This is a genomic window from Serratia sp. MYb239 (genome assembly GCF_002966855.1).
GTDB lineage: Bacteria > Pseudomonadota > Gammaproteobacteria > Enterobacterales > Enterobacteriaceae > Serratia_B > Serratia_B rhizosphaerae.
In genome coordinates, this window is record NZ_CP023268.1 from 4325808 (window position 1) to 4352257 (window position 26450).

24 protein-coding genes, 1 tRNA gene, 3 pseudogenes and 1 riboswitch are annotated in these 26450 nt (G+C 55.3%); of the genes and pseudogenes, 9 read left to right on the forward strand and 19 right to left on the reverse strand.

Annotation, left to right across the window (positions count from 1 at the left end; genetic code table 11):
• Positions 1-29: 29 nt before the first annotated feature.
• Positions 30-812, reverse strand: a complete 783-nt coding sequence (gene ygiD / locus CLM71_RS20665) for a 4,5-DOPA dioxygenase extradiol (protein ID WP_105233527.1) — start codon at positions 810-812, stop codon at positions 30-32.
• A gap of 215 nt (positions 813-1027) precedes the next feature.
• Between ygiD and zupT the strand changes: the two genes are divergently transcribed.
• Entirely contained in the window at positions 1028-1795 is a 768-nt protein-coding gene (zupT, locus tag CLM71_RS20670) for a zinc transporter ZupT (protein ID WP_105232673.1), read from the forward strand.
• A 66-nt stretch (positions 1796-1861) separates the two neighbouring features.
• Here the strand turns inward: zupT and ribB are convergent, their stop codons facing one another.
• Positions 1862-2515, reverse strand: a complete 654-nt coding sequence (gene ribB / locus CLM71_RS20675; protein ID WP_105232674.1) for a 3,4-dihydroxy-2-butanone-4-phosphate synthase — start codon at positions 2513-2515, stop codon at positions 1862-1864.
• A gap of 108 nt (positions 2516-2623) precedes the next feature.
• Positions 2624-2783, reverse strand: a riboswitch (FMN riboswitch).
• Between the two features lie 150 nt (positions 2784-2933).
• On the opposite strand from ribB, the gene ubiK reads away from it, so the two are divergent.
• Complete coding sequence (gene ubiK / locus CLM71_RS20680; protein WP_105232675.1) at positions 2934-3203, forward strand: ubiquinone biosynthesis accessory factor UbiK; 270 nt, start codon at positions 2934-2936, stop codon at positions 3201-3203.
• 67 nt (positions 3204-3270) lie between these two features.
• On the opposite strand, the gene yjeH is transcribed toward ubiK, so the two are convergent.
• The 4 genes from yjeH to CLM71_RS20700 all read right to left on the reverse strand — a co-directional run bounded on the left by yjeH (position 3271) and on the right by CLM71_RS20700 (position 10294).
• Positions 3271-4521 (reverse strand): L-methionine/branched-chain amino acid transporter, encoded by a 1251-nt coding sequence (yjeH, locus tag CLM71_RS20685; RefSeq protein WP_105233529.1) that lies wholly within the window; start codon positions 4519-4521, stop codon positions 3271-3273.
• Positions 4522-4587: 66 nt separating this feature from the next.
• Positions 4588-6018, reverse strand: coding sequence for a bifunctional D-glycero-beta-D-manno-heptose-7-phosphate kinase/D-glycero-beta-D-manno-heptose 1-phosphate adenylyltransferase HldE (gene hldE, locus CLM71_RS20690; protein WP_105232676.1), 1431 nt, complete (start codon positions 6016-6018; stop codon positions 4588-4590).
• Between the two features lie 79 nt (positions 6019-6097).
• On the reverse strand, positions 6098-8941 hold the full coding sequence (gene glnE / locus CLM71_RS20695; protein ID WP_105232677.1) for a bifunctional [glutamate--ammonia ligase]-adenylyl-L-tyrosine phosphorylase/[glutamate--ammonia-ligase] adenylyltransferase: 2844 nt from the start codon (positions 8939-8941) through the stop codon (positions 6098-6100).
• A gap of 45 nt (positions 8942-8986) precedes the next feature.
• Positions 8987-10294 carry an inorganic triphosphatase gene (locus CLM71_RS20700; protein WP_105232678.1) on the reverse strand — a complete coding sequence of 436 codons (1308 nt, stop codon included), beginning with the start codon at positions 10292-10294 and terminating at the stop codon, positions 8987-8989.
• Between the two features lie 279 nt (positions 10295-10573).
• On the opposite strand from CLM71_RS20700, the gene CLM71_RS20705 reads away from it, so the two are divergent.
• Both CLM71_RS20705 and CLM71_RS20710 read left to right on the forward strand, forming a co-directional pair.
• Positions 10574-11194: a TIGR04211 family SH3 domain-containing protein gene (locus CLM71_RS20705; protein ID WP_105233531.1), complete on the forward strand. Its 621-nt coding sequence runs from the start codon at positions 10574-10576 to the stop codon at positions 11192-11194.
• A gap of 111 nt (positions 11195-11305) precedes the next feature.
• Positions 11306-12538, forward strand: coding sequence for a multifunctional CCA addition/repair protein (locus CLM71_RS20710; RefSeq protein WP_105232679.1), 1233 nt, complete (start codon positions 11306-11308; stop codon positions 12536-12538).
• 58 nt (positions 12539-12596) lie between these two features.
• Here CLM71_RS20710 and bacA read toward each other — a convergent pair whose 3' ends face one another.
• Together bacA and folB are read right to left on the reverse strand one after the other, a co-directional pair.
• Entirely contained in the window at positions 12597-13421 is an 825-nt protein-coding gene (gene bacA / locus CLM71_RS20715; protein ID WP_105232680.1) for an undecaprenyl-diphosphate phosphatase, read from the reverse strand.
• 129 nt (positions 13422-13550) lie between these two features.
• Positions 13551-13910 carry a bifunctional dihydroneopterin aldolase/7,8-dihydroneopterin epimerase gene (gene folB, locus CLM71_RS20720; protein ID WP_105232681.1) on the reverse strand — a complete coding sequence of 120 codons (360 nt, stop codon included), beginning with the start codon at positions 13908-13910 and terminating at the stop codon, positions 13551-13553.
• A 107-nt stretch (positions 13911-14017) separates the two neighbouring features.
• Here folB and plsY point away from each other — a divergent pair, with 107 nt between their 5' ends.
• Positions 14018-14662: a glycerol-3-phosphate 1-O-acyltransferase PlsY gene (gene plsY, locus CLM71_RS20725; protein WP_145961088.1), complete on the forward strand. Its 645-nt coding sequence runs from the start codon at positions 14018-14020 to the stop codon at positions 14660-14662.
• 110 nt (positions 14663-14772) lie between these two features.
• On the opposite strand, the gene tsaD is transcribed toward plsY, so the two are convergent.
• On the reverse strand, positions 14773-15786 hold the full coding sequence (gene tsaD / locus CLM71_RS20730) for a tRNA (adenosine(37)-N6)-threonylcarbamoyltransferase complex transferase subunit TsaD (protein WP_105232683.1): 1014 nt from the start codon (positions 15784-15786) through the stop codon (positions 14773-14775).
• 336 nt (positions 15787-16122) lie between these two features.
• Between tsaD and rpsU the strand changes: the two genes are divergently transcribed.
• From rpsU to rpoD, 3 genes are all read left to right on the forward strand, one after another.
• Complete coding sequence (gene rpsU, locus CLM71_RS20735; RefSeq protein ID WP_001144069.1) at positions 16123-16338, forward strand: 30S ribosomal protein S21; 216 nt, start codon at positions 16123-16125, stop codon at positions 16336-16338.
• 133 nt (positions 16339-16471) lie between these two features.
• Positions 16472-18223 carry a DNA primase gene (gene dnaG / locus CLM71_RS20740; protein WP_105232684.1) on the forward strand — a complete coding sequence of 584 codons (1752 nt, stop codon included), beginning with the start codon at positions 16472-16474 and terminating at the stop codon, positions 18221-18223.
• A gap of 157 nt (positions 18224-18380) precedes the next feature.
• Positions 18381-20219, forward strand: a complete 1839-nt coding sequence (rpoD, locus tag CLM71_RS20745; protein WP_105232685.1) for an RNA polymerase sigma factor RpoD — start codon at positions 18381-18383, stop codon at positions 20217-20219.
• A 44-nt stretch (positions 20220-20263) separates the two neighbouring features.
• On the opposite strand, the gene mug is transcribed toward rpoD, so the two are convergent.
• Entirely contained in the window at positions 20264-20722 is a 459-nt protein-coding gene (gene mug / locus CLM71_RS20750) for a G/U mismatch-specific DNA glycosylase (protein ID WP_234008598.1), read from the reverse strand.
• A 1-nt stretch (position 20723) separates the two neighbouring features.
• Positions 20724-21835 (reverse strand): IS3 family transposase gene (locus tag CLM71_RS20755; protein ID WP_105232687.1). Its coding sequence is split into 2 segments (ribosomal slippage): positions 20724-21574 and positions 21574-21835, totalling 1113 coding nucleotides; the frame shifts between segments, so codons are not numbered across the junction.
• Between the two features lie 280 nt (positions 21836-22115).
• On the opposite strand from CLM71_RS20755, the gene CLM71_RS20760 reads away from it, so the two are divergent.
• Positions 22116-22191 (forward strand) — tRNA-Ile (locus CLM71_RS20760).
• 207 nt (positions 22192-22398) lie between these two features.
• On the opposite strand, the pseudogene CLM71_RS20765 reads toward CLM71_RS20760, so the two are convergent.
• The 8 genes and pseudogenes from CLM71_RS20765 to CLM71_RS20805 form a co-directional block, all read right to left on the reverse strand.
• Positions 22399-22764, reverse strand: a pseudogene (locus CLM71_RS20765) (RHS repeat-associated core domain-containing protein); the annotation flags it as partial.
• Positions 22765-22878: 114 nt separating this feature from the next.
• Entirely contained in the window at positions 22879-23115 is a 237-nt protein-coding gene (locus CLM71_RS20770) for a hypothetical protein (protein ID WP_105232688.1), read from the reverse strand.
• A 238-nt stretch (positions 23116-23353) separates the two neighbouring features.
• Positions 23354-23665, reverse strand: a complete 312-nt coding sequence (locus tag CLM71_RS24495; protein ID WP_370446963.1) for an RHS repeat-associated core domain-containing protein — start codon at positions 23663-23665, stop codon at positions 23354-23356.
• A 235-nt stretch (positions 23666-23900) separates the two neighbouring features.
• On the reverse strand, positions 23901-24305 hold the full coding sequence (locus CLM71_RS20785) for a hypothetical protein (RefSeq protein WP_105232689.1): 405 nt from the start codon (positions 24303-24305) through the stop codon (positions 23901-23903).
• A gap of 356 nt (positions 24306-24661) precedes the next feature.
• A pseudogene (locus tag CLM71_RS24500) lies at positions 24662-24795 on the reverse strand (RHS repeat-associated core domain-containing protein); the annotation flags it as partial.
• A 102-nt stretch (positions 24796-24897) separates the two neighbouring features.
• Positions 24898-25089 (reverse strand): annotated as a pseudogene (locus CLM71_RS24505) (RHS repeat domain-containing protein); the annotation flags it as partial.
• 108 nt (positions 25090-25197) lie between these two features.
• Positions 25198-25683 (reverse strand): hypothetical protein, encoded by a 486-nt coding sequence (locus tag CLM71_RS20800; RefSeq protein ID WP_105232692.1) that lies wholly within the window; start codon positions 25681-25683, stop codon positions 25198-25200.
• A gap of 309 nt (positions 25684-25992) precedes the next feature.
• Positions 25993-26448 (reverse strand): hypothetical protein, encoded by a 456-nt coding sequence (locus CLM71_RS20805; RefSeq protein ID WP_105232693.1) that lies wholly within the window; start codon positions 26446-26448, stop codon positions 25993-25995.
• Positions 26449-26450 lie beyond the last annotated feature (2 nt).

The window sequence follows — 26450 nt, forward strand, 5'->3', positions numbered from 1 at the left end:
CAACGCCAGCCTAATGCTGGCGTTTTTCTTTATCCGACCTGTACCGACAGCATACTGAGCGAGCCCATCTCGATGCCGTCGACCGGTATGCTTATCGGCTCTTCGCCGTCCCAGGCGCCCAGTACATACAGCAACGGCAGGTAGTGCTCCGGCGTCGGGTTCGACAACGCGGCGCCCTCATGCTGCATAAAATTCACCAGCGGGTGGTCCTCACCCTGATAGCGCAGGTTGTCGCGCACATACTGGTTAAACGACTCGGCCCACGGATACGGGCTGCCGTCCCCCTGCCAGCGCGCCATACGCAGGTTATGCACCACGTTGCCGCTGGCGACGATCATCACCCCCTGCTCCCGCAGCGCTGCCAGCTTGCGCCCCAGCGCATAGTGGTACTGCGCCGGCTGGGTGCCGTCGATGCTCAGTTGCACCACCGGAATATCCGCCTGCGGATACATTTTGATCAACACGCCCCAACTGCCGTGATCCAATCCCCACGTCTCACGATCCGCCAGTACCGGCGTCGGCGCCAACAGCTGCTGCAGACGAGCCGCCAATTCCGGTGAACCGGGTGCCGAATACTGCGTATCAAACAGCGCCTGCGGGAAGCCGCCAAAATCATGAATGGTTTTCGGCTGTTCCATCGCTGTCACTGCGGTGCCACGGGTATACCAGTGGGCGGAGACGGCCACAATCGCCTGCGGCCGAGGCAGGCTTTCCCCCAGCCGGCGCCAGGTTTCGGTATAGCGGTTTTCTTCCAGCACGTTCATCGGGCTGCCATGGCCGAGAAACAGCGCCGGCATACGAGAAATCGTCATCATTTCCCCCTTTTCCGGAGTCATCAAAATTACTGATGACCACCTTACGCCGTTTATCTTCAAGACACAGCGGGATAAGCGTGATGATGATATTCAAGAAATTTGAACGGCTAAAAACAATGCCAACAATCAGGTAAATCCGCTCGATTTATGCTTTTACTCTGTTAGTATCAGAATATGAATAATTATCATTAGCATACAAAAGAGGACGCTTGATGTCGGTACCGCTGATTCTGACTCTGCTGGCCGGTGGCGCCACCTTTGTGGGCGCGCTGTTCGGCATTATCGGCCAGAAGCCCTCCAACCGGCTGCTGGCCTTTGCCCTCGGCTTCGCCGCCGGCATTATGCTGCTGATTTCACTGATGGAAATGCTGCCCGCCGCGCTGCATACGGCGGGTATGTCGCCGATGCTCGGCTACGGCATGTTTATGCTGGGCCTGCTGGGCTACTTTGCCCTCGATCGCATGCTGCCGCATCAGCATCCGCAGGATCTGATGCAGCACCCCATCAAACCGCACAATCTGCAGCGCACCGCCATTTTGCTGACGCTGGGCATAAGCCTGCATAACTTCCCGGAAGGCATCGCCACCTTTGTTACCGCCAGCGCCGATCTGGAGCTGGGAATGGGCATCGCCCTGGCGGTCGCCATTCACAATATTCCCGAAGGGCTGGCGGTCGCCGGGCCGGTTTATGCCGCCACCGGTTCAAAAACCAAGGCGCTGCTGTGGTCCGGGATTTCCGGCCTGGCGGAGATCCTCGGCGGGCTGCTGGCCTTTGTGCTGCTGGGGCCGCTGATTTCGCCGGTAATGATGGCCGCGATTATGGCGGCGGTGGCCGGCATTATGGTAGCGCTGTCGGTGGACGAACTGATGCCGCTGGCGAAAAAGATCGACCCCCACAACAACCCCAGCTATGGCGTGCTGTGCGGCATGGCGGTAATGGGCTTTAGCCTGACGCTGCTGCAAAGCGGCGGACTGGGTTAACCGCCGGACAACAAAAAAGGCTGAACAGAGTTCAGCCTTTTTTCATCGGTAACGCTAAAGCGCGCTTCAGCTCGCCTGCTTTTCCTGCATCTGACGGTAAGCCACCAGATCTTCAATCGTCAGCACTGCCATCTCATGCTGCTTGGCAAACTCAATCACTTCCGGCGCATGCGCCATGCTGCCGTCATCATTGGTCAGTTCACACAGCACGCCTGCAGGCTTGAAGCCGGCCAGCGTTACCATATCGATGGTCGCTTCGGTATGGCCGCGGCGGGTCAATACGCCACCCGGCTGCGCACGCAGCGGGAACACGTGGCCCGGACGGTTCAGGTCGCTCGGCTTGGCGTTGTCGGCAATCGCCGCGCGGATAGTTGTCAGGCGGTCAGCGGCGGAAACGCCGGTGGTCACGCCCTGCGCCGCTTCAATCGTTACGGTGAACGCGGTCTGGAACTGGCTGGAGTTGTTGGTCACCATCATCGGCAGATCCAGCTGCTGACGGCGTTCTTCGGTAAGACACAGGCAAACAATGCCGCTGCCGTGGCGAATGGTCAGCGCCATTTGCTCAACGGTCATGGTTTCTGCGGCGAAGATCATATCACCTTCGTTTTCACGATTTTCATCATCAAGCACCATCACACCGTGCCCGTTGCGCAGTGCGTCCAGCGCGCGTTCAACGCGTTCTACCGGCGTGCCGAAATCTGAAAGTAGCGTCTGATTCATGGTAAAAAACCTCATTAAATTTATGGATTACCAGAATCAGGGCGATCTTGAGGAGTGACTATTGCTATAGCCAAAAATAACGCAAGCGGGCGCATGCCCGGCAGATACCGTTACTCTCTCCCATCCGGACTATAACCGTCGGCCCCGGAATTACACCGGATCTGCTGACCTCTAACCGGCCTTGCAGGCTGGCTGAGCGCTCGCGGGCTTTCACCGTAACAGGTGATTTACCGCCGGTGGGGACTTTCACCCCGCCCTGAGAATAAGCAGAACGACTATAACGCTATCCCCCGCACCTTTCAAGATATGTGCAGTAGCGCTGTGAAGTGACGCAATGTAAAGATCAGGTAGTGGTTTATCCGGCGCGCAACTCGCATTACACTAAACAACAGCCATTACATTCTGAAAGGGATACGCCATGATTGACCCGAAAAAAATTGAACAGATCGCACGTCAGGTGCATGAATCCATGCCAAAAGGCGTACGCGAATTCGGGGAAGACGTAGAGAAAAAAGTGCGTCAGGTTCTGCAGGCGCAACTGGGTCGTCTGGACCTGGTGAACCGTGAAGAGTTCGACGTGCAGACCCAGGTGCTGCTGCGCACCCGCGAAAAGCTGGCGCTGCTGGAACAGCGCATCGCCGATCTGGAAGGCAAGCAGGCCGGCGCGCCGAAACAGGAAGAAGAATAAGCCCGGCGCGGCAATCATCCGCCGCCACGCTTACCTGAACACGAGCGGGCTGACCTGGCTCAGCCCCTTATTGTTTCGCTCTTACTCTGGCCCGCCGCGGCAGCAACAGCCAGATCAGCGCAAACATCGCCAGCGCATAGACGCTTTTCCAACCAATAATCACCAACAGCAGCACGCACAGCAGCGTCCCCACCAGCGCCATCAGCCGCGAACGGCCCGACAACAGCCGGCACCCTGCCAGCATGCACAACAGATAGATCAGCACAAAAATACCGTTGGCGTACACCAGCAGCGTATCCAGCGGCAGGCCCAGCATATAAATCAGCAAGGTGAATAACAGACAGCTGCCCACCACCAGCGTGAGGGCGTTTAGCGGCGTCTGTGCGGACGACAACCTGGCCAATGCGCTGTGCGGTTTGCTCTGCGCCTGCGACCACACCATTCTGGCAAAACTCTGGGTGTAAATATTCACGCTGGCGAAACAGGCCAGATAGCCGATAATACAGGCGACCCACAGCGCATGCTGCCCGAACAGCTGTACCACAATGCCCGGCAGCGAAGCCGCAGCCGCCTGATGTTCACCATAGGCATGGAAATGCAGCACCGCCACGGTGCCGCCCCAATACACCAGACCGGCCAGCAACATGCCAAGCAGCAGCGCGCGCGGGAAATCGCGCGCCGAGTTACGGAACTCGGTCGCCAGATGGGCAAAGGCCTCCAGCCCGACAAAACACCAGAACATCACCGCCAGCGCACGGAACATATTGCCCGGCGCAACGTCCTCAAGCGCCGGCCACGGGATCTCAGCCGGTTCAATGTCGCCTTTCCACCAGATAGCGGCCACCAGCGCCACCACCAGCACGGCGATCAGCGTCTGAATATTGGCGCTGGAACCGGCGCTGCGCGTGCCGAGCAACCAGATAAGCAGCAGGGTGGCGATCTCGACCAGCAGCAGGCCACCGGCGCTCCAACCCAGCGTCGACTGCCAGAAACCGGCGGCAATCTGTAAAGCGGCCGGCAGGCCGACCGGGATCACCGACAAAAACAGCCAGGCGGTAACCTTGCCCATACGGGGGCCGAACGCCATGCCGACAAAGTGAGCCGCGCCGCCGGCGCTGGGAAAGTGTCGCCCTAATGCCGCAAAGGTGATGGCAATGGGAAACACCAGCGCGATCAGCAGCGGCCAGGCCCACAGGCTGTCGCCCTGCGCCAGCTGCGCCGCCAGCGCCGGCACCGCAAACACGCCGGTACCCAATAACGAGGTGGACAGCAGCCCAACGCCCTGCACCAGCCCCAGTTCCTGCTTCAGTCCACTCACTGACAACCACCGTATTCAGCGGCGCGCGCATACGCAGCGCGCCTGAGATCGCGCTTACGCAGCGAATTAACCGCGTCCGTCTTTGATCGCTTTAATGATATTGGTGGTCGACAGGCCGTCTTCGAAATTCAGCACCTTCACCTCACCGCCGTTCGCCCACACTTCCTTGCTGCCGGCAATCTCTTCAGGCTTGTAGTCGCCGCCCTTCACCAGCAGATCCGGCAGGACGTCGGCAATCAGCCGCTGCGGCGTATCTTCTTCAAACGGCACCACCCAGTCGACCGCTTCCAGCGCACCCAGCACCACCATGCGATTTTCCAGCGCATTAACCGGCCGCGCTTCCCCTTTCAGACGTTTGGTGGAGGCGTCGCTGTTTACCGCGACGATCAGGCGGTCCCCCAGCTTGCGTGCATTGGCCAGATAGGAGACGTGACCGGCGTGCAGAATGTCGAAGATGCCGTTGGTCATCACCACTTTTTCACCGCGCTGACGCGCCTGCGCCACCGCTTTTTTCAACTGTTCTTCGTTCATCACGCCAAAGCCGGTGTCGGCCCGGCCGCGGATGGCGTTTTCCAGTTCAATCGGCGCAACGGTCGAGGTGCCCAGCTTGCCGACCACCACGCCTGCGGCGGCGTTCGCCAGGAAACAGGACTCTTCCAGCGTATTGCCGGCGGCCAGCGCAGCCGCCAGCACGCCGATCACCGTGTCGCCGGCGCCGGTGACGTCAAACACTTCCTGCGCCTGCGTCGGCAGATGCAGCGGTTCACGCCCCGGCTGCAGCAGCGTCATGCCGTGCTCGGAACGGGTGACCAGCAGCGCGGACAGCTCAAAATCCTTCACCAGCTGCATGCCGCGCTCGACCAGTTGCTCTTCGCTGCTGCAATGGCCCACCACCGCTTCAAATTCGGACAGGTTCGGCGTCAGCAGCGTAGCGCCGCGATAACGCTCAAAATCCGTACCTTTCGGGTCGATCAGCACCGGCACTTTGGCCGCCCGCGCCAGTTGGATCATCCCCTGCACCTGACTGAGCGCGCCCTTGGCGTAATCGGACAGCACCAGCGCGCCGATCTGCGGCAGCGCCTGCTGAATGCGCTCCAGCATCGGCTGCGGGTCCACATTGGAGAAGCCTTCTTCAAAATCCAGGCGAATCAGCTGCTGGTTACGCGACAGGATGCGCAGTTTAGTGATGGTCGGATGCGTCGGCACCGAGACAAAATCACAGCGCACGTTGACTTCATCCAGTTTGGCGTTCAACGCCCGCGCCGCATCATCGATGCCGGTCAGGCCCACCAGACGCGAATTGGCGCCGAGCGAGGCGATGTTCATCGCAACGTTAGCCGCACCGCCGGGACGCTCTTCAATCGTATCTACCTTGACCACCGGCACCGGGGCTTCCGGTGAAATACGGCTGGTCGGCCCATACCAATAGCGATCCAACATGACATCGCCAACCACCAGCACACCGGCGCGGCGAAAATCAGGCAGCGTAACTTTCATCCGATAACTCCAAACAGGTCATAAATTTAATGGCGCCGATATTATCACAGACCTCGCTAATACCGGCATAAAGGTAATTTTACCGCTGGCCCAGCCAGCGGTGCCAACTGGCACGCACCTGCTCCCGCTCAGCGGTGAACTGCTCACTGCTGACTTTGCCGGAGTGTTCCTGCAGCGCCAGATGGTGGATCTCATCGCGCATCGCGACATAGGCCTGCGTCAGCGCGGCGGCCTCGTCTTCGGCCATGATGTCGTAATTCGCCATCAGCTCGAAAATCCGCACGTTGTCTGACCAACGGGTCAGGCGCGCTTCATTCGCGGCATAGCGTAAGACCAGATATTGCGCGATAAATTCGATATCGGTGATGCCACCTTCATCGGTTTTGATATCAAACAGTTCGCGCCGCTTGTTGGCGAGGTGGCTGCGCATCTTCTCGCGCATTTCCCGCACTTCCTGACGCAGGGTGTCAGCCTCACGCGGCTGACAGAGAATATCGCGGCGAATGGCGTCAAAACGCTGCTGCAGCGCCGTATCGCCGTACACGATGCGCGCCCGCACCAACGCCTGATGCTCCCAGGTCCATGCTTCATGCTGCTGGTACTCGGCGAAGGCGTCGATGGTGCTGACCAGCATGCCGGCCGCGCCGGAAGGGCGCAGACGCGCATCCACCTCATACAGAATGCCGGACGAGGTGCGGGTGCTGAACAGATGCATTACCCGCTGCGCCAGCCGCAGATAAAACTGGCGGCCGTCGATGCTGCGCGCGCCGTCGGTCATCACCTCCGGCGGGCAGTCCAGCAGGAACACCAGATCGAGATCGGAACTGTAGCCCAGCTCCCAGCCGCCCAGTTTGCCATAGCCGATCACGGCAAAGCCGCGCCCTTCGCGCTCATGCAAATGCGTCGGCTGGCCATAGCGCGCCACCATATCGTTCCACGCCTGCTGCACCACCGCGTCGATAATCGCCTCCGCCAGGTAAGTTAAGTGATCGCTCACTTTCATTACCGGCAGCGCACCGGCAATATCGCCGGCGGCGATACGCAACTGCTGCGCCTGTTTAAACTGGCGCAGCGCTTCCAGCCGCTGCTCTTCATCCTCTTCCGGCACCCGCAGCAGATACTGCCGCAGCTCGCTGCGGTAGGCGTCCGGCGCCACCGGCTGATACAGCGTATTGGTATCGAGCAGCTCGTCCAGCAGCAGCGGATAACGCGCCAGCTGGCTGGCCACCATCGGCGAGGCGGCGCACAGGCGAATCAGATGGCTCAGGGCCGCCTGATACTCCACCAGCAGTTCGAGGTAGGTGGTGCGGGTCACGATGCTCAGCAGCAACTGGGTCAGCCGCGCCAGCGCGGTCGGCGCATCGCTGCGCGGGCACACTTCCGCCAACAGGCGCGGCATCAGTTGATCCAGCACCTCGCGGCCGCGCGGGCCGATGGTGCGTTTATCGACGTCCTGACGGAAATCGGCGAGGGTGCGCAGCATCATGCGGCGCTCTTCTTCGCCAAGGTGCGGCGTCAGCGGTGCGATCTCCTGTTCATCCAGCGCATCCAGCCACAGGCCGGCGAAGTGCTGGCACTGCGGATCGTCCTCCGCATCCGGGCCGTCATCGCCAATCAGGTCGTCAAACACCGCCCTTACCGCCCGCATATGCGCGTCCAGTCGGGTCAACAGCGCCGGCCAGTCGGCCAGCCCCATGCCCCAGGCCAGCCGCGTCTGATCGAGCGCATCCTGCGGCAGCGTCTGGGTTTGCTGGTCGGCGATGGCCTGCAGCAGATTTTCCAGCCGGCGTAAGAACAGATAGCCGGCGCCAAGCTCCGCGACCTGCGTTTCCGGCAGCAGCCCCAGTTCCCCTATCGCCTGCAGCGTCGGCAGCAGCGCGCGTCCCTGCAGCGATGGCTCGCGCCCGCCGCGGATCAGTTGGAAAACCTGGGTGATAAACTCGATTTCGCGAATGCCGCCGGCACCCAGTTTGATGTTGTCTTTTAACCCGCGCCGCCGCACCTCACGGGCAATCATGCTTTTCATATTGCGCAGCGACTGAATCACGCTGAAATCGATATAGCGGCGGAATACAAACGGCCGCAGCATACCGCGCAACTCCGCGCTGTAAGGATCGTCGAAACCGCCCATCAGCCGCGCCTTGACCATCGCGTAGCGTTCCCAGTCGCGCCCCTGTTCCTGATAGTAATCCTCCAGCGCGGCAAAGCTCATTACCAGCGGGCCGCTGTCGCCGAACGGGCGTAGGCGCATATCCACCCGATAGACAAAACCGTCGATGGTGTGCTGATCCAGCGCCTTGATCAGCCGCTGCCCAAGGCGGGTAAAAAACTGGGCATTATCCAGCTGGCGGCGACCGCCCACGGTCTGGCCGTTTTCCGGATAGGCGAAAATCAGGTCGATATCAGAGGAGAAATTCAGCTCGCCGCCGCCCAGCTTGCCCATGCCCAGCACCAGCAGCGGCTGCGGAACGCCGTCGGCATTGCACGGCGTGCCCCATTCACGACAGCAGGTTTGGTACAGCCAGTCGCGCGCGCTGACGATCAGCGTTTCCGCCAGCGCGCTCAGCTGCTGCAGGGTCTGTTCAGTACTGCAAAGATTCAGCGCCTGCGCCCAGGCAATACGCACCAGCGTTTCCCGCCGGAACAGACGCAGCTCGCGCATCAGCGCCGCTTCATCGCTCACCTCGTCCAGCACGTCCTGCAGCCAGGCCGCATAATGCTGGCATTCATCCGCCGCCGGAGGCTGCTGACGCAGCGTCGTCAGCCACTCCGGATGATTCAACAGCGTATCGCTGATGAAATCGCTCGACGCCAGAGCCTGTTGCTCCCGCTCGTCAAACACCCATTCGCTACCGTTAACTTCCTGAAAACGCTGCACAGCCTGCTGTGCCTGCGCCTGTAATGTGACTGAAAGTGGCGACATGCTGAATGCCCCTGATAACGGCCCGCCGGCGACAGGCCTGAATAATTAACGAACCGCGCCGTTTAGCCAAAATGGCGCATGAGATAAAGCCTGTTTGCGGCAGCTTTCGTACCAGCCCTGACGGCGCGCGGACAGCGACGCCAGCAGCTCGCGCCAGCCGTTCAGATAAGGTTCGGACACCTCATCGGCATAAGCGCCGGACAGCAGCGTCAAGGCCGCCAGCTGCCGTTTCAGGCGCGGCAGCTGCTCCTGATACTCATCGTCGCTCAGAGGACGGTTAAAGCCCTCTTTCAGATCGGCGGCGCTGCGCCCCAGCATAATGTCGCAAAAGCGTTTAAATGAACCATCCAGCTTTGCCTGCGCCTTGGCATCAATAAACGCGCGCCACGCGCCGCTGACCAGCCACGATGTGAGCGCCAACTTACACTGTAGGTAAACCGGGCTGTAGCACAGCGTCTGCGCCTCGGCCTCCGGCGCCTCCAGCAGCGGCTCCAGCTCGGACAGGCGGCTGCGCAACCCGGCGCTGGCCTTGCGAGGCACCAAACCACCGAACACCACCAGCGTCTGGCGTATCAGCACCAGCGCATCCACAATCGCCTGCCGCGCCGCTGCGTCACCGCGCAGCCACAGCTCTTCGTGATATTGCCAATGGTCGAGCGCCAGTTCAAAACCGGCGATCATGCCCTGCTCAACGCTGGCCTTGGCCGGCGCGTACAATACCGGCAAAGGACGAACCTCACGCGCCGCTGCGCCCTGTGCCAGGTAATAGCCGCGCGCCGCCTTGCTCAGGCTGCCCTGACGCAGCCCGCCCTGTTGCGCCAGCTCGGCCGCCAGCAGCAAAACGTCCTGCGTATTGCCCTGTTGCAGCTCCAGCTCGATTTCGCAAATGGCTTCAGTCAGCTCCCCCGCCCGCACTTCACCCTGATCCAGCCCTACCTCAATCTGGCTTTGGTTGTAAGTAACCACCCACTTTTCACGGACAAAATCAGTGCGGAACAGCGGTTGCAGCTGCTGCTGCAGCGCCTCGACGTCGCAGCCCTGCGGCCAAATATCCGCCGGCAGCTGTGACAATGCCAACTCCGGCGTAGCGATGGCGACGTTGTACTCCGGGCGCTGGTGCAGACCGCCGACCACCGAACCTGCGGTTTTCAGCGTCATTTCATACCGGTCGTCAAAGCCGCGAATGCGCAGCCCCATATCGTGGTGACGCAGGAAATTATCGGCGGTTTCAAAGTAAATATTGGTTAACCGCTGCGGCGCGCTGTGTTGATGCGGCCAGGCCGCCATCTGCGCGGGCAGCGCGGCAACCGCCTGCGGCGTGGCAATAAATTTCAGTTCAATTTCAACGGTCATAAGATTTTTACACCAATAAGTTAGGTATTCGCGTCGCTCTTCGCGGCGGATGCGGCGTTAAACCTGCTCCGTCCGGCGACGTGCGGTAATAATTATCTTACCGCGATTCCCCGCTTCTGAACCCTGTTGAGTACAGAAAAAACCTGTTATGTTATAGAACGATGCGCAACCCGCGGAATTTGCAGTACTCAGGACGGGCTCATTCCGGTTTTCCCGTTGCGTCAACGGACTGGAATCTCTACTATCGTTCCATAAATCCCTACAGAAACGATGAAAAAAATGCAGACATTACGCCTAATTTTCCTCGCCCTGCTGAGTCTCAGCATCACTTGGGGCGCACATGCCGAAGATAAACGCTATATCTCCGATGAACTGAACACCTACGTACACAGCGGCCCGGGCAACCAATACCGCATTGTCGGCACGCTGAATACCGGCGATGAAGTCACGCTGCTCAGTGTGAATGACAGCACCAAATACGGGCAAATCCGTGATGCCAAGGGCCGTACCGTATGGATCCCGCTTAACCAGCTCAGTAATACGCCGAGCCTGCGCACCCGCGTGCCGGAACTGGAGCAGCAGGTGCAGACCCTAACGGACAAGCTGACCAATATTGATAATAGCTGGAACCAGCGCACGGCAGACATGCAGCAGAAAGTTGCCGCCAGCGACAGCATCATCAGCGGTCTGCAGGAAGAGAATCAGGCGCTGAAAAATCAGCTGCAGGTGGCCCAGAAGAAGGTGAACGCGGTAAATCTGCAGCTTGACGACAAGCAGCGCACCATTATTCTGCAATGGTTTATGTACGGCGGCGGCGTAGCCGGCATCGGCCTGCTGCTCGGCCTGCTGTTGCCACATCTGCTGCCACGGCGTAAAAATAACAATCGCTGGATGAACTAACGCCTCATCGCAGCCTGAAAGGTCGCCACGGCGACCTTTTTTATTGGCGCGGCAGCACGCGCTCAATTCATGTAATCTGATAGTGAATGTGTTAACTGCAGGAGTACGACAGTGAAAATTTACCTGGTTGGCGGCGCGGTGCGCGACAGCCTACTGGAACTGCCGGTGGTCGACCGCGACTGGGTGGTGGTCGGCGCAACGCCGGAACAGTTGCTGGCGCAGGGCTACCAGCAGGTCGGTAAAGATTTTCCGGTCTTTCTCAACCCGCAAACCCATGAGGAATATGCGCTGGCGCGCACCGAGCGTAAATCCGGCCATGGCTATACCGGCTTTATCTGCCATGCCGCCCCCGATGTGACGCTGGAAGAGGATCTGCTGCGCCGCGATCTGACCATTAACGCCATTGCACAAACCACCGACGGCGAACTGGTCGATCCTTATCACGGCGTTGACGATCTGAAGGCCCGCGTGCTGCGCCACGTTTCGGCGGCATTTGGCGAAGATCCGCTGCGCGTCTTGCGCGTCGCGCGTTTTGCCGCCCGCTTTGCCCATCTCGGCTTCACCATTGCGCCGGAAACCGCCGCGCTGATGCGCCAGATGGCCGACAGCGGCGAGCTGGCGTCACTGACCGCCGAGCGCGTCTGGAAAGAGACGGAGAAAGCGTTACAAAGCCGCAGCCCGCAGGTCTATTTCCAGGTGCTGCGCGACTGCCATGCGCTGGGCGTGCTGTTTCCGGAAATCGACGCGCTGTTCGGCGTCCCCGCGCCGGAGAAGTGGCACCCGGAAATCGACACCGGCATCCATACGCTGATGACGCTGGCGCTCGCCGCACGACTCAGCCCGGAGATTGACGTGCGCTTTGCCGCACTGTGTCACGATCTCGGCAAGGGGCTGACGCCCAAAGAATACTGGCCGCACCATCACGGCCACGGCCCGGCCGGCGTGCGTCTGGTCGAGGCCATGTGTCAGCGCTTGAGAGTGCCGAACCCGCTGCGCGATCTGGCCAAATTGGTGGCCGAATATCACGATCTCATCCATACGGTAAATAAGCTGCGGCCGGAAACGCTGCTCAAGCTGTTTGACGCCATCGACGTCTGGCGTAAACCGCAGCGGCTGGAGCAAATCATTCTGACCAGCGAGGCCGATGCGCGCGGCCGCACCGGTTTTGAGGAGCAACCGTACCCGCAGGGTGACTACCTGCGGGAAGCCTATCGGGTTGCCAACGACGTATCGGTCAAAGAAGTGGTGGCCAGCGGCCTGCAGGGCCCGGCGATTCGCGAGGAAGTGCAGCGCCGCCGCCGGCAGGCGCTGGCAACCTGGAAAGCGGCGCAGCCCCAGCCGTAACGGCCATAAAAAAACCCCGCAGTGCGGGGTTTTTTATTACCGACTGTCGACCTGCGGTTTACATAAACACCACGTATACCGCCGCCGCAACGATAAAGCGGTAAATGGCAAACGGCACAAACGAAATACGTTTGATCAGCGTCAGGAAGGTTTTAATCGCTACCAGCGCCACCACAAAGGCGGTGACAAAGCCGACGGCAAACATCGGCAGATCCGCTAGCGTCAGGAAGTGCAGGCTCTTGTACAGGTCCAGACCGCTGGCGCCGATCATCATCGGCACGGCGAGGATAAAGGAGAACTCGGAAGCCGCATAGCGGCTGACGCCGACCAGCATGCCGCCGGAGATGGTCGCCCCGGAGCGCGAGAAACCCGGCCACAGAGCCAGACACTGGAAACAGCCGATCATAAACGCCTGACGGTGGGTGATATCGTCCAGCCCGACCGCGCGCGGTTTTTTCGGCTTCAGCCACTCCGCCGTCAGCAGCAGCACACCGCCGACCACTAACGCATACATCACGTTTTTCGGCTCGAACAGTGATTTGATCACCTCATGGAACAGCAGCCCCAGCACTACCGCCGGCGCCATTGCCAGCAGAATGTGAGTCAGCTTCAGGTGGCCCGGCGTATGCCCTTCATGCGCCACCGGCTTGCCGCCGAAGTGAATGCCGATCAGGCCGAACAGACGACGCCAGAACATCACTACCACCGCCAGGATAGAACCTAACTGGATGATAACCTCGAAGGTTTTCGCCTTATCGCCGGTAAAGCCCAGCCACTCGCCCACGATAATCATGTGCCCGGTTGAAGACACCGGCAGGAATTCCGTTAATCCCTCTACTACCCCAAGAACAAATGCCACAAACAGTGAATGCATGTCCGCCATGTGCGCGCTTACCCCACAATTCTTCCGCTATAAACATAAAAAAGCGGCAGTGCTTAAGACATTGCCGCTAAAACAATTCTGCGTTTCAGACCACGTTAGCGGCCTTTCGTTGCATCAGCATGACATTTATCACGCCGGGCGCTGGCCTCGTTCAATCACAACGCCAACCCGGCTGGCCTGCGCCACCGCGCCCGGCTTGCTGACCTTAATACGGACCCATGGGGATTTAAAGCGCTGGAGTAATATTTCGGATATTTCCTCTGCCACGCGTTCCACCAGCGCAAAACGCCCGGATTCAACGTGTTGGATCACCGCTTCGCTGATATCGGCATAGCTCAGGCAGTCGTTGACGTCATCACTGGCGGCGGCCTTGCGGTTATCCCAGCCCATTTCGATATCGAACACCAGCTTCTGGCGAATCGTTTGTTCCCAATCATAAACGCCAATGGTGGCGATTACGGTAAGTTCCTCAATAAATACGATATCCATCACGTCATTCTCTGTTTTTGGCCTTGCCGGATACCACTTCCAGCGGAATATGCGTATTATCCATAGATGTTGAGATTAAAACGACCATTATTAAACGGAACCGCGTTATGAGTGCTACCGCGCTTGGCATGATTATCTTCGCGTATCTGTGTGGCTCCATCTCCAGCGCGATCCTGGTTTGCCGGATCGCCAGGCTGCCAGATCCGCGCGAGCATGGCTCAGGAAATCCCGGGGCGACCAACGTCCTGCGTATCGGCGGCCGCGTTGCAGCGGCGGCGGTGCTGGTGTTTGACATTCTGAAAGGGATGTTGCCGGTATGGCTGGCGTATAAACTCAACGTGCCGCCGCTCTATCTGGGGCTGACGGCGATTGCCGCCTGCCTGGGTCATATCTATCCGGTATTCTTCCATTTCCGCGGCGGCAAGGGCGTCGCCACCGCCTTCGGCGCCATTGCGCCCATCGGCTGGGACCTGACCGGGCTGATGACCGGCACCTGGCTGCTGACCGTGCTGCTCAGCGGCTACTCCTCGCTGGGGGCGATCGTCAGCGCGCTGATTGCGCCCTTCTATGTCTGGTGGTTCAAACCGCAGTTTACCTTCCCGGTGGCGATGCTCTCGTGCCTTATTCTGATGCGTCATCACGACAATATCCAACGCCTGTGGCGCGGGCAGGAAGGGAAAATATGGAAGAAATTCCGCAAGAAAAAAGGCGATGACGCGGCGGACGCCGACAAGCCGGAAGATTCACAATAAACAGGGGCCGGATTATCCGGCCCCTGTTTAGGTTGATAACAAAGTCGTTGATGGCCCGAGATACCCGGGCCTAGCGTAACGAGGGGCATTATGGGACGCATCCCTGCGGCTTATACCGCCGGCAGCTCCGCCAGCGGCCAGCGCGGCCGCACCGATACGCTCAGTTCAGGATTGGCGCCGTTTTTCAGCCGCACCATGCCGGCATAGGCAATCATCGCGCCGTTGTCGGTGCAAAACTCCGGACGAGCGTAAAACACTTCGCCGCCGCGCTTTTGCATCATCTCGGCCAGTTTCGCCCGCAGGGTGCGGTTAGCGCTGACGCCGCCGGCCATCACCAGACGCTTAAAGCCGGTTTGCTCCAGCGCGCGTTTGCATTTAATCGCCAGCGTATCCACCACCGCATCCTCAAACGCGCGGGCGATATCGGCGCGGGTTTGCGCATCGTCGCCGTTGCCGCGAATGGTGTTGGCGGCAAAGGTTTTCAGGCCGGAGAAGCTGAAATCCAGTCCCGGACGATCGGTCATCGGCCGTGGGAAGGTAAAGCGCCCCGCCTGCCCCTGCTGCGCCATTTTCGACAGCATCGGCCCGCCGGGATAGTCCAGCCCCAGCAGTTTGGCGGTTTTATCAAACGCTTCACCCGCCGCATCGTCAATCGATTCGCCCAGCAGGGTATATTCGCCGATGCCGGTCACGCTGATAAGCTGGGTATGACCGCCCGATACCAGCAACGCCACAAACGGGAACGCCGGCGGGTTGTCTTCCAGCATCGGCGCCAGCAGGTGGCCTTCCATATGATGCACCGGCACCGCCGGCACGTTCCAGGCGAACGCCAGCGAACGCCCGATGGTGGCGCCGACCAGCAGCGCGCCCACCAGGCCGGGGCCGGCGGTATAGGCGACGCCATCAATATCCGCCGCGCTCAGGTTCGCTTCCTTTAACGCCGCCTGAATCAGCGGCACGGTTTTGCGCACGTGATCGCGTGACGCCAGCTCCGGCACCACGCCACCGTAATCGGCATGCAGCTTCACCTGGCTGTACAATTGATTGGCTAATAAACCGGCCCGATCGTCATACACTGCGATTCCGGTTTCATCGCAGGACGTTTCTATACCCAGTACTCGCATTACCTTTCCCATCATTCACGTGCGGCCGCTAGTTTAGCACAATCGCCGCGATTTTCTGCCAGCCGTGGGCGCTTTGCCGTCGCCGTGACGCTATGTCGCTGATTCTCTCGAAAAATGTGTCGGCAATTAAAAGCGGGCATTTTTTTCTGATTAGTCTATAATCAGCGGCCGACGCAAAATTGCGCAGCTTGATTCGGATAGCGCCCGCCGGCGGACGGCTTTCTCTTTGAGTTGATGCTTTACAAAGCAGCATCCATTGGAGTAAAATTCCGCACCATTTTGAAAAGGCTGGCGCTTGGCCAGCAGCAAACCGAATTCTATTGAGGTGAGAGGCACATGCCGGTAATTAAAGTACGTGAAAACGAGCCATTTGACGTTGCTCTGCGTCGTTTCAAGCGTTCATGCGAAAAAGCAGGCGTTTTAGCTGAAGTTCGTCGTCGTGAGTTTTATGAAAAACCAACTACCGAACGCAAACGCGCTAAAGCTTCCGCTGTGAAACGTCACGCGAAGAAACTGGCTCGCGAAAACGCACGCCGCACTCGTCTGTATTAATCCTTCGGGGGTAACCCCGCCGCGTGATTTTTTCTTTCTCAAGAACACGCAGACCGAGTAGTTGCATACGAAGGCCGTGCTTTCCGAAAGGAATGCGCGGCTTGTTCTCGTTTATAGGCACGAACCGAGGCTTATGGCTGGACGAATCCCGCGTGTATTTATCAATGACTTGCTGGCGCGCACCGACATCGTCGATCTGATCGACGCACGGGTGAAGCTGAAGAAGCAGGGCAAAAACTATCACGCGTGCTGCCCATTCCACCACGAGAAAACGCCTTCGTTCACCGTTAACGGCGAAAAACAGTTTTATCACTGTTTTGGTTGTGGTGCGCACGGTAACGCCGTCGACTTCCTGATGAATTACGACAGGCTTGAGTTTGTCGAAACCATCGAGGAACTGGCGACCATGCACGGGCTGGAAGTGCCTTATGAGGCAGGCTCCGGGCCAACCCAGATCGAACGTCATCAGCGGCAAAGTCTTTATCAACTGATGGAACAGCTCAGCACGTTCTATCAACAGTCACTGAATCAACCGAATGGCAAGCAGGCGCGTGATTACCTGCAGCAGCGCGGCTTAAGTGACGACGTTATCCGCCATTTCGCCATCGGTTTCGCCCCCGCCGGCTGGGATAACGCATTAAAACGTTTTGGTCGCGAGCGCGACGGCCGCACCGCATTGAACGATGCCGGCATGTTGGTGACTAACGATCAAGGGCGTTCTTACGACCGTTTCCGTGAACGCGTCATGTTCCCTATCCGTGATAAACGCGGACGGGTGATTGCCTTCGGCGGTCGCGTACTCGGCGACGGTATGCCGAAGTACCTGAACTCGCCGGAAACCGAAGTATTCCATAAAGGCCGACAGTTATACGGCCTGTATGAAGCACAGCAGAGCCACCCCAAGCAGCTGCAGCGCTTGCTGGTGGTGGAAGGCTATATGGACGTGGTGGCGCTGGCGCAGTTCGGCATCGATTATGCCGTCGCCTCGCTCGGCACCTCGACCACGGCGGAACACATTCAGCTGATGTTCCGCGCCACCGACAACGTGGTCTGCTGCTATGACGGCGACCGGGCCGGCCGCGAGGCAGCCTGGCGCGCGCTGGAAACCGCGCTGCCCTATCTGAATGACGGGCGCCAGCTGCGCTTTATGTTTTTACCTGACGGCGAAGACCCGGATACGCTGGTGCGTCAGGAGGGCAAGGCAGCTTTCGAACAACGGATGGAGCAGGCGCAGCCGCTTTCCACTTTCCTGTTCGAAACCCTGCTGCCGCAGGTTGACCTGAGCAGCCCGGACGGGCGCGCCAAGCTGAGCGCGCTGGCGCTGCCGCTGATTAGCCAGGTGCCCGGCGAAACGCTGCGTCTTTATCTGCGCCAGCAGCTTGGCAACAAGCTGGGGCTGCTGGATGACAGCCAGCTCGACAAATTGATGCCCAAACAGGCTGAAAACGCCAATACTTATCAGGCGCCCCAGCTAAAACGCACAACCATGCGTATACTGATAGGGTTATTGGTGCAAAATCCGCAGCTCGCCGCGCTAGTGCCGTCGCTGGACGGGCTGGAGCAGACCAAGCAGGCGGGCCTGCCGCTGTTTGTCGAACTGGTGCAAACCTGCTTGTCGCAGCCGGGATTGACCACCGGGCAGCTTCTGGAGCTGTATCGCGACAACAAATTCAGCCAGCAGCTTGAAACTCTGGCCACATGGAACCATATGATCGTTGAGGATATGGTTGAACAACATTTTATTGACACGCTAACGAATCTTTACGACTCAGTGCTGGAACAGCGGCAGGAAGAGCTGATTGCCCGTGACAGAACCCACGGCCTGAATACAGCAGAGCGTCAGGAACTGTGGTCATTACAGTTGGCGTTAGCGAAGAAAAACTGAATACCAAACGGCTTAAGTGCCGCTAAAAGCGAGGGCAAAGCCCTGCAATATGCTGCCATAGTGGGCCGCGGCAATAACAAAAACGCCCCAAATGCTATTGTTGGCGGTTTCGCCGACCGACACCAACCCAAATACTCTGAAGTGTGGATACCGTCTTATGGAGCAAAACCCGCAGTCACAGCTTAAGCTACTTGTCACCCGTGGTAAGGAGCAAGGCTATCTGACCTATGCTGAGGTCAATGACCATCTGCCGGAAGATATCGTCGACTCCGATCAGATCGAAGACATCATCCAGATGATTAACGACATGGGCATCCAGGTGATGGAAGAAGCGCCGGACGCCGATGACCTGTTGCTTGCTGAAAACTCAAACAACACCGATGAGGATGCTGAAGAAGCGGCTGCTCAGGTGCTCTCCAGCGTTGAGTCCGAGATTGGCCGCACCACTGACCCGGTACGTATGTACATGCGTGAAATGGGTACCGTTGAACTGCTGACGCGCGAAGGCGAAATCGACATCGCCAAGCGCATCGAAGACGGTATTAACCAGGTACAGTGCTCGGTGGCCGAATACCCGGAGGCCATCACCTATCTGCTCGAACAGTACGATCGCGTTGAAGCGGGCGAATCTCGCCTGTCCGATCTGATCACCGGCTTCGTCGATCCGAACGCGGAAGAGGACCTTGCGCCGACCGCCACCCATATCGGTTCTGAGCTGTCGACCGAAGAGCAGGACGATGACGACGACGATGATGACGACGACGACGATTCCGAAGACGATAACAGCATCGATCCGGAAGTCGCCCGTCAGAAGTTCTCCGAACTGCGCGAGCAGTACGAAGCGACGCGTCAGGTGATCAAGGCCAACGGCCGCAGCCATGCCAAGTCTGCAGAAGAGATTCTGAAGCTGTCTGAAGTCTTCAAACAGTTCCGCCTGGTGCCTAAGCAGTTCGACTTCCTGGTCAACAGCATGCGCACCATGATGGACCGCGTACGCACCCAGGAACGCATCATCATGAAGATGTGTGTTGAGCAGTGCAAAATGCCGAAGAAAAACTTCGTCACGCTGTTTGCCGGCAACGAAACCAGCGATTCCTGGTTTGAAGCCGCGCTGGCGATGGCCAAGCCATGGTCGGAAAAGCTGAAAGACGTCGCCGAAGACGTGCAGCGCAGCCTGCAGAAACTGCGCCAGATCGAAGAAGAAACCGGTCTGACCATCGAGCAGGTCAAGGATATCAACCGTCGCATGTCCATCGGCGAAGCCAAGGCCCGCCGCGCCAAGAAAGAGATGGTTGAGGCCAACCTGCGTCTGGTTATTTCTATCGCCAAGAAATACACCAACCGCGGTCTGCAGTTCCTCGATCTGATTCAGGAAGGCAACATCGGCCTGATGAAGGCGGTAGACAAGTTCGAATACCGTCGCGGCTATAAGTTCTCGACCTACGCCACCTGGTGGATCCGTCAGGCAATTACCCGCTCCATCGCCGACCAGGCGCGCACCATCCGTATTCCGGTGCATATGATTGAGACCATCAACAAGCTCAACCGTATTTCACGCCAGATGCTGCAGGAAATGGGCCGCGAGCCGACGCCGGAAGAGCTGGCTGAGCGCATGCTGATGCCGGAAGACAAAATCCGCAAAGTGCTGAAGATCGCCAAAGAGCCGATCTCCATGGAAACGCCGATCGGTGATGATGAAGATTCACATCTGGGCGATTTCATCGAGGACACCACCCTCGAGCTGCCGTTGGATTCCGCCACCTCGGAAAGCCTGCGTTCCGCAACGCACGACGTGCTGGCTGGCCTGACCGCGCGTGAAGCGAAAGTACTGCGTATGCGTTTCGGTATCGATATGAACACCGACCACACGCTGGAAGAAGTGGGTAAACAGTTCGACGTTACCCGCGAACGTATCCGTCAGATCGAAGCGAAGGCGCTGCGTAAGCTGCGCCATCCGAGCCGCTCTGAAGTGCTGCGCAGCTTCCTGGACGACTAATCTGTCCATGTAAATAAAAAACCCCGGCATGCCGGGGTTTTTTATTATCTGTTTTCCAACGCCGACGCCAGCTGACGATAGCTGTCCGTCAGCGACTCCAGCGTCGCACGGTTAAGCCCGCTGGGATTGGGCAGCACCCACACCTCGGTATCGCCAATCATCAGCGCCTGTCGCCCCCAGCTCACCTTGCGGATGCCGAAGGCATCGCTGAACGCCTGTTTGCCGAGAATCGCCAGTGCGCGCGGCTGACAGCGCAGAATTTTATCGCTTAACGCCTCGCCGCCGCGGCGCAGTTCCTCACGCGCCAGCTCGCTGGCCGCCACCGTCGGACGCGCAACCAGCGCCGTAATGCCGCAGCCGTATTCCTGCAGCTGCTGCCACTCCTCCGGCGCCAGCTGGCGGGCGGTAAACCCCGCCAGATGAATCACCTTCCAGAAACGGTTGCTGGCATTGGCAAACGGATAGCCGCGGTGGGCGGAAGAAAGGCCTGTAAATAGACCCACTTTAGTTCCATGCACTTTTTGAGATCTCGGCCTGGTAATGCTGTTGGCGATACTCCTCCGGTGTCATATTATTCAGCGATTCATGCGGACGTTCACAGTTATATTCTGACAACCATTTCTCCGTGAGCTCACGCACTTCATTCAGTGTTCGGAACAGATAAAAATCGAGTACTTCTGTACGGTATGTCCGATTAAAACGTTCAATAAAAGCATTCTGTGTTGGTTTCCCCGGCTTGATAAATTCCAGCTTTACTGCATGCTTTTCTGCCCATTCAGCCAGTGTCAGAGAGATAAATTCCGGGCCATTATCCATGCGAAGCATTATCGGATAGCCACGGTTTGCCGCTATCCTGTCGAGAACACGAACCACTCGCTGGGCGGGTAGATTCAGGTCTATTTCAATCGTCAGTGCCTCTCGATTAAAGTCATCGACGACATTGAACGTGCGAAAACGACGACCGCAGATCAGGGCGTCATGCATGAAGTCAACAGACCAGCTCTGGTTCAACGCTTCAGGCGTAGCGAGCGGTGATGGATTACGTACCGGCAGACGCTGCTTGCCTTTGCGACGAAAATTCAGCTTCAGCAGACAGTAAATACGGTGGACCCTTTTGTGATTCCACGGATATCCCTGCCGTCGCAGAACCTGAAACAACTTTGGAAAACCATAGCGTGGATACCGTTCGGCGGCAGCCAGTAAGGCGGAAATAACAGGCTCGTCACGCGTAGTATTCGGGCGGTAATGGTAAACCGTTCTGCTCAGGTTTAGGCTCCGGCAGGCCTGACGGATACTCAGTCCAAACGTCGTTATCAGATGTGTGACCAGCTCACGCTTAAAGGCTGGTTTCAAAGCTTTTTTTCGATAACGTCTTTCAATGCCCGGTTCTCAAGGCTGATGTCGGCAAACATCTGCTTGAGACGTCGGTTCTCGTCCTCAAGATCTTTTATTTTTTTAATATCAGAAGCTTCCATGCCACCGTATTTAGACTTCCAATTGTAGTAAGTCGCTTCAGAGATACCTGCCTCGCGGCAAACATCCTTAACAGTTCGTCCGGCTTCAACGGACTTAATCACGGCGATGATCTGATGCTCAGTAAAACGGGCTTTACGCATAGCGATCTCCTTCGTTGACAGAGTGAGTATGCCGGAAGATCTCTAAATGTGAATGGTTCGATTATGCGGGGTACTTACAGGCCGGGATTGATGCCACAAAACACCACCCGCAGATGGGGCGCCAGAAGTTCCATAATGTCGACGGTCCTTAGCAAGTCATAGCGTTGGTTATCGCAAAATCCGTCAGCAATTACAACAGGCTACAGCTGTGTATAAAAGCACCACACAACATTCTGCCTGTAGACCTGCGCTATCCCCTACCGTATAATCCTTGCCGCATGGCCCCTTAGCTCAGTGGTTAGAGCAGGCGACTCATAATCGCTTGGTCGTTGGTTCAAACCCAACAGGGGCCACCAGAATTTATATTTAGAATCATACGATTAAGCCACCTTTCACGGTGGCTTTTTTGTTGCTTACATTACAGCGGCGATAAAAACGGCGATAGTATTTTTAGCGGTTAAGCCCGGTAAGCAGAACCACATTAATGGGTCTTCCACATACTGATCCAAGCTCACTCCCCAACAACCAATCGGATCCTGACTGATATAGCTCCCGTGTAAGTACCCCGCATAATCGATCCAACCCAGCGGATTCGGCGCATAGGCATAGAGATTTATCCCACCTTCTAACCCAATCGGGTCCTGACTGATATAGCTCCCGGTCTGCGGATCGTAGTAGCGGTAGCGGTTATAGTGCAGCCCCGTTTCCGCATCAAAGTACTGCCCCTGGAAGCGCAGCGGGTTGGCAACCCGGTCTGCATGCACCGCCCCCGGCTCGCCCCAGACCCCGCATTGCTCCGAGCATACCAGCTCGCCCTGTACGTCGGTCAGCCGCACCGGCGCGCCGTTCGGATCGCAGTGGTAGTGGTAACTGCTGCGTACCCCGTCCTGCTGCGTCAACAGCGCGAACGACCGGAAGCTGCTAGGGTATTGCCATTACTGTTGAAAATAATAAACTTATTACCTAACCGCTGATTCTATTTTAATAAAAAACAAACTTGTAAAAATACGGAGTAATTAATATATCTACTCCGGCTCACAGTGTTATTTTTTAACAAAGTCAATTAAATCATCAAATTTCATCTCTACATCCGGATACTCATTATCCTCAGCATAATATTCTATTAATACACACCTAGATGAAAAATAATAGGTAATGTAAACAAGATTTAATCTAATTTCTTTACTCTCTTCCCTCAGAATATTGTTGATAATTATTTTTCTTATTTTTTCACTGTTAGATATTGATTCAGCTAACGCATCTAATGTGTTTTTTTTCATAGTTTATCCTCTAATTTCATTTCATTCATAAAGGAAATGCTGTTCTTACCCAACCTTTTGAGTCAATAAATAATTTTATTGTTTTTGTTGTCTTGCCATCAAGGTTTGTTCCTATATCTCTGGAAAATTTATAAATCAACTCTTTACCATTAGAAGATAAAGTCCCTTTTTCTAAATACTCATTGATATATTTAGTTATTTTCTTTGGACTATTTGTTAAGAACTTACTTGTACTTTCCTAGAGTGCATCTTTAGCATGCCCATTTAAAATATACTTCATAACTGACATCTCTCCCTCTTTATATTTAAATTTCTTTTGAGGGTTAAATGTAGGAGAACAACTTAGACCAAGAGGGTCGATCCAACCCAGCGGATTCGGCGCATAGGCGTAGAGGTTTATCCCACCTTCTAACCTTATCGGATCCTGACTGATATAACTCCCGGTCAGCGGATCGTAGTAGCGGTAGCGGTTATAGTGCACCCCCGGCTCGCCCCAGACCCCGCATTGCTCCGACCACACCAGCCCACCCTGCACGTCGGTCAGCCGCACCGGCGCGCCGTTCGGGTCGCAGTGGTAGTGGTAACTGCTGCGTACCCCGTCCTGCTGCGTCAGCAGCGCGAACGACCGGAAGCTACCAAGACATTGCCATTACCGTTGAAAATTACTGACATTTACTTCCTTTTCCTTACTTCATTATCGTTGAAGTTCACCCGAATATTTCTCTCCTGTTTAACAGATAAAAAATCGTAATTTACTTAAAATAACACTTCCTGAATCAAGATAATCAAATCACTCTTTTTGTTATATCTAGATAATGATTGCATGTCTCTTTACTGAGATATTTTCTAGCCAAATTATAACTATAGTCATTACCCATCCATGCTTCAAAAATGCAAGTATTTAAAACATCATTCATTTCTACCTTATACTCAATAAAAATCTTATCGACATATGAAAATATATTTTCGACCTCAGGCAGCCTTAACTCACTGGTTTTATATAATGTTTTCAAATCAGAATAAAAATAGTTTTGAGGTGAATTACAACCTGACATGTACAAGTTAATCACATCCAAGGTAAACATCCCAAAAGCCCCATATATTAGATAAACATCATCATCCCCGTCATATGTTTCATTAAAAATAGAGAACTTTTCTTTCAGTTCACAAATAGCATCATCTATTATCATGGAATAACCCCCAATGCCTGTTTTAGATCACCAAACATATAACTTGCTAAACTACAATCAGAATTACTCATGACTTACCCCTTATATTTCCCTGTACCATTCGTAAGCTTTTTCAAGGCTTCTAAATAACTTTTTCCTTTGGCTACATGGTCTGAACCTCCAACTAGCTGCCCAGTAGTTTTTGTATGAAGTATAGATGCGGCTGTTCCTCCATCAGGAATATTCGCCCCAGGTCTATATAATTCCTAGAACATACTTTTAAGTTTATTATTATCTATAGAATCAATAATTTTCTGTCTCTGAGCAGAAGATATTGCATAATCATTCTTTCGGGCATTTTTCAGAGTGTTAACAGCACAGGTAGAAAGTCCCAAGGGATCGAGCCAACCAGATGGATTCAGAACATATTGATAAATATTTACCCCACCTACTAACCCAATAGGATCCTGACTGATATAGCTCCCGGTCGCGGATCGTAGTAGCGGTAGCGGTAGCGGTAGCGGTAGCGGTAGCGGTAGCGGTAGCGGTAGCGGTAGCGGTAGCGGTAGCGGTAGCGGTAGCGGTAGCGGTAGCGGTAGCGGTAGCGGTAGCGGTTATAGTGCAGCCCCGTCTCCGCATCAAAATACTGCCCCTGGAAGCGCAACGGGTTGGCCACCCGGTCTGCATGCACCGCCTCCGGCTCACCCCAGACACCGCATTGCTCCGACCACACCAGCTCGCCCTGCACGTCGGTCAGCCGCACCAGTGCGCCGTTCGGGTCGCAGTGATAGCGGTAACTGCTGCGTCAGCTATAACCCTTGCTCTCGTTATTATAATTTACCCAAAAAACCTTTAGGCGGGTTAAACTTAATCCATTTTCTTGTTGTCGACGTCCATATTCTTATAACTTGATTTACGACATTAACCTTTTAACATCTTCAACTGTCAAACTAAAAACATCCATGGTGTTTTCTCCAATTCCAAAATTAAGATCTGAATTTATTTTCTTTAACCACAGGTAGAAATCAACAAATATCTTTTCATTCTCACAATTCAATTCCATAAAACCTATATCAGCATGAGACATCTCCAATGAACTTATGATTGATTTAAAAATATCCATATTTTCATTTAAATCATCATAGCTAACCCTCATCAGATTTTTAATTATATTAATTTCATCTGATATATCTATAATTGTAGGAAGATACGATACTTTCCTTTCTATTTCTAACAAATTAATAGTAATAACCTCAATAAGATGAGCCATCAAGAGGAATATGGGCGCCATTAGGATATGATTTAAAACTCCCCCACGTTCCATCGGTTCTGAACACTTCACCTGTTGATGAATTTTTATTAACGTCAATTCCTGTTGCAATACCCCTAGATTTTGCATCGTAGTTCATACGCTACCGCCCTACCCTGATAGTTTTATCTGCACAAAATTATTTTAAATCAAATAGTGATGTAAATACAGACTGATTGAAAAACGAGAACATACCCGATATCAAAACGGATTAGATACGTGATAACGAGGAATGTATCTGACGGAGATTGGTTGATACAGCGCAGCCTAACTAGACAACCGTTGGTGATCAACGTGATGCCTGGTAAGGTGGTGATTCAGGTTCAGTAGGGTAATATGTTGCCATAGAAATAGGTAAAAAACGGGAAGATCCAGAGAGGATCTTCCCGGATTTAAATATTATGATTTAATCCAAGTTACTTTTTTCCATATTGATGAGTCATAATCTGCAAAACTTATAACATCCTTCCCATTTGAAAAGTATGTTACAGGGCATCCTTCCTCGCCATTCAATGAATTAAATCCACTTATTGCATTGCAAAGCAATTTAAATGACAACGACTGGGCAATAAAGTCAGTTAATACAGGAAGATAATTACTTTCAATCGATGAAAGCGATGTTCCCAACTCTATTTCATATAAAAAATCAACATCACTTAAAGTGTCAATAAATCTTATGTCGTCATGAACATAATTTTCTTTGCCTTTTACATACTCTTTATATTCGTCAATATTGAAATAGTCATACTCTGAAATAGAGAAATCAATATCAAAGCAAGAGATCAATTTCTTTAAATTTTCCTCTAGCTCACTTTTACTTTTATAATCTATTAGAATGTTTGATTTAGTTATCATGA

Bases quoted from the DNA above. Each gene is read 5' to 3' on its own strand.
- ygiD (WP_105233527.1), bottom strand. From the start codon at position 812: ATGACGATTTCTCGTATGCCGGCGCTGTTTCTCGGCCATGGCAGCCCG.
- zupT (WP_105232673.1), top strand. From the start codon at position 1,028: ATGTCGGTACCGCTGATTCTGACTCTGCTGGCCGGTGGCGCCACCTTT.
- ribB (WP_105232674.1), bottom strand. From the start codon at position 2,515: ATGAATCAGACGCTACTTTCAGATTTCGGCACGCCGGTAGAACGCGTT.
- ubiK (WP_105232675.1), top strand. From the start codon at position 2,934: ATGATTGACCCGAAAAAAATTGAACAGATCGCACGTCAGGTGCATGAA.
- hldE (WP_105232676.1), bottom strand. From the start codon at position 6,018: ATGAAAGTTACGCTGCCTGATTTTCGCCGCGCCGGTGTGCTGGTGGTT.
- glnE (WP_105232677.1), bottom strand. From the start codon at position 8,941: ATGTCGCCACTTTCAGTCACATTACAGGCGCAGGCACAGCAGGCTGTG.
- CLM71_RS20700 (WP_105232678.1), bottom strand. From the start codon at position 10,294: ATGACCGTTGAAATTGAACTGAAATTTATTGCCACGCCGCAGGCGGTT.
- CLM71_RS20705 (WP_105233531.1), top strand. From the start codon at position 10,574: ATGCAGACATTACGCCTAATTTTCCTCGCCCTGCTGAGTCTCAGCATC.
- bacA (WP_105232680.1), bottom strand. From the start codon at position 13,421: ATGGCGGACATGCATTCACTGTTTGTGGCATTTGTTCTTGGGGTAGTA.
- folB (WP_105232681.1), bottom strand. From the start codon at position 13,910: ATGGATATCGTATTTATTGAGGAACTTACCGTAATCGCCACCATTGGC.
- plsY (WP_145961088.1), top strand. From the start codon at position 14,018: ATGAGTGCTACCGCGCTTGGCATGATTATCTTCGCGTATCTGTGTGGC.
- tsaD (WP_105232683.1), bottom strand. From the start codon at position 15,786: ATGCGAGTACTGGGTATAGAAACGTCCTGCGATGAAACCGGAATCGCA.
- rpsU (WP_001144069.1), top strand. From the start codon at position 16,123: ATGCCGGTAATTAAAGTACGTGAAAACGAGCCATTTGACGTTGCTCTG.
- dnaG (WP_105232684.1), top strand. From the start codon at position 16,472: ATGGCTGGACGAATCCCGCGTGTATTTATCAATGACTTGCTGGCGCGC.
- rpoD (WP_105232685.1), top strand. From the start codon at position 18,381: ATGGAGCAAAACCCGCAGTCACAGCTTAAGCTACTTGTCACCCGTGGT.
- CLM71_RS20770 (WP_105232688.1), bottom strand. From the start codon at position 23,115: ATGAAAAAAAACACATTAGATGCGTTAGCTGAATCAATATCTAACAGT.
- CLM71_RS20785 (WP_105232689.1), bottom strand. From the start codon at position 24,305: ATGATAATAGATGATGCTATTTGTGAACTGAAAGAAAAGTTCTCTATT.
- CLM71_RS20800 (WP_105232692.1), bottom strand. From the start codon at position 25,683: ATGCAAAATCTAGGGGTATTGCAACAGGAATTGACGTTAATAAAAATT.
- CLM71_RS20805 (WP_105232693.1), bottom strand. From the start codon at position 26,448: ATGATAACTAAATCAAACATTCTAATAGATTATAAAAGTAAAAGTGAG.